This window comes from Alphaproteobacteria bacterium (assembly GCA_019695395.1).
Taxonomy (GTDB): Bacteria; Pseudomonadota; Alphaproteobacteria; order JAEUKQ01; family JAIBAD01; genus JAIBAD01.
Window position 1 is genome coordinate 1 of sequence record JAIBAD010000081.1, and the last position, 2600, is coordinate 2600.

Annotated in this window: 3 protein-coding genes; all 3 read left to right on the top strand. The window is 31.9% G+C overall.

Features of this window, described 5'->3' with window-relative positions:
* The first annotated feature begins 454 nt into the window (after positions 1 to 454).
* On the top strand, positions 455 to 862 hold the full coding sequence (locus K1X44_09060) for a thermonuclease family protein (protein MBX7147433.1): 408 nt from the start codon (positions 455 to 457) through the stop codon (positions 860 to 862).
* 484 nt (positions 863 to 1346) lie between these two features.
* Positions 1347 to 2102 (top strand): hypothetical protein, encoded by a 756-nt coding sequence (locus K1X44_09065; GenBank protein ID MBX7147434.1) that lies wholly within the window; start codon positions 1347 to 1349, stop codon positions 2100 to 2102.
* A gap of 40 nt (positions 2103 to 2142) precedes the next feature.
* On the top strand, positions 2143 to 2600 hold a 458-nt coding region (locus K1X44_09070), incomplete at its 3' end, for a hypothetical protein (GenBank protein MBX7147435.1).

The following is a 2600-nucleotide window of genomic DNA, read 5'->3' on the forward strand; positions in this document are numbered from 1 at the left end:
GCAAGGAAAAAGGAAGATGCGTCACCTGAAATCTCTAGCTATTCTAAGCTTTTCAACCAAAAGGTGACGCATGTGACGCATCTTTTCTTAAAATTAAAAAAAGAATAGATAGACAAACTATTATGGCCACTTATACAGAACCCTGTTTTGTCCTGTTATCAGGTGGGATTATGATGAATCTCTATAAAATTCTATCAATAAATAAGAAAGAAGGATAACAAAGCTTAAACTTGTCTCTTAAAAAATAAAAGGTTTTGTGAAAAGTTGCGTCACTTGCGTCACCAATGTCACGAAAGCCAGGCAATCCAAGGGTTTAAGGTGTGACGCATAGTATAATAAGGATACGTCACCATGCGTCACTCTTGACCAAAGATCTTTTTCTTATATTCTTCACTTTAAGAACTAACATAGAAGAAAAATTGAAATGAATAAAATCATTGGCTTATTATGTTTATTGCTGTGCACATCAATTGGGTATGCTCAATCACTAAGCAGTTCTTTTCCAATTGAGATCCAGCAAAAGATTAAGAAAGCAATTCCTATAGTTGATCAAAACAGTAAACCAGTTTTGACCTTTTATTATACAGAAGTCGTAGATGGAGACACGGTCAAAGGATATCTAGACCATTTACCATCACCTTTAAATCATGTTTCTATTAGGGTAAAAGAAATTGATACACCTGAAATGCCTCAGCATGCTAAATGTCAGCAAGAAGGTGAATTAGCACTTAAAGCTAAAGCATTTACCAATCAGTATATGGAACGTCATAATCAGTTAATTATTACTGAAACTGAATGGGATAAATATGGTGGAAGGATAGTTGGAAATATTAGGTCGGTGCAGGAGATAATAGTTCTTTAACAAATGAATTGATTAAAGCTGGGTTTGGTAAAGCCTACAAAGGTAAGGGATCTAAGCCTAATTGGTGTAAGAATTAACTTTTGATTCTAGAATAAGAATAAAAAATCAATAAGAATTGCTATCATAATAAAATTATTTTACAGAGCAATTTAATCAACTGTTACATAAAAATGGTAACAATTCAGCCATATTATCCAATACATTAATAAAACTAATTCAAATCATGAATATTATGTATTTGTAAATTCGTCAAATATACATGTATAGAGAACGAAGCTATTTTGTGCTTACAAAAATAATAAACTTAGATAATTGGGGAATTATCTAAAAAGAAGTAGGCAAATAAAAGATTTATAAAAAATGGGGGAAGACGGCAGCCTGGTTCCAAATAGAGCCAGGTAAAATTTTGTTTTTGAAAGATATAAAATAAAGTAAAAAGATGTAATATCAAATGGGGTTAACCGGAATAAAAAGGATGGATGGCGTGGCAGTCAAAAAATATAGCAATAAAGAAGTTGAAAATATTTTAAGAAATGTACCTGAATTTAATGATTACTATAATCGTCAAGAAAAATGGGATAAATGGTTTAATCATCTGATAGGTTTTACTTTGTTTGTTAACCTTGGATATTACGTTTTCTTTTTATTATGTCGTTCCTATTTTCCAGAAATCTATCAAGCTTGGATAGATTGGACTCAACCAGTAACTATATGGGTTGCAGAACATTTACCAGTAACTCGAGGTGCTATTGAATCGCTAACCTTTCGTGGGGCTGTCCACCGAACAGAAATCTATGCGCATATGATTGCGGTATATTTAGTTATCAATATTATCAATTCAATTTTTTTCTTCGTAAGATGGCTCTTTATAGTATTATTTAAATTTGATCATTTTTTTAAATATGTACGTGTTGATTATTACAGTCGAATGATACGTGCGTATGGTCAAAATAAAAAATGGGATTATCGTTATTTTCAACTTAAAACATTTATTATAGCTATTCTTGCTTTAATTATTTTTAGTCTTAGTTTTTCGACGGGTCATTTTTTTGGTCCAAGTTATTCACAAATTCACCGTTATGACTATGGAATGATTATATTGGGGGGGGGATATATGGGAGTATTTTTGATCCTCAATGGGCTATTTTTATTTACTCTTAATTTTGTTGTATCGCTTTTTAAAAAAGTTCCAGACCATACAATTGATATAATTGTGAATAATAAATTATCAAATTATTAAATAACTAAATTTTTAAATATTACTTAAGGAGTGTATACTTATGGGTATATGGGATTATGACCGTGATAGCTGGAATAATAAAGCAACAAGAGATGAAGGAAGATGGTTTGGTAAATCAACAACGGTTAGTGCATCTCGTACTATAGCACGCGATTATCTATCCATAGACGTATATGAAAGAAATGATCGTCTACATGCCGCAGATTATACAGTTTGGGAACGGAATAGTAATCCTTACCGTGAACTTTATGACCGAACAGCTAACAATGATGCTTTCCATAATAGTCCACTTAATGAAACAGCAATGTCAGTTCTAAATGCTAATTGGGCAGCTAAAGAATTAGGAATGTTGGTTAACTCAACGATTAATGATGGAAATATAGCTTTATTTCAATCAATTTCTAAATCTGCTCCTAAAGCAATGGCGCCATTAATAGGATTGCATATGGGTTTTGGTGGAGTGATGAGTGGTATTGGACTGACAATTAATTATAATCG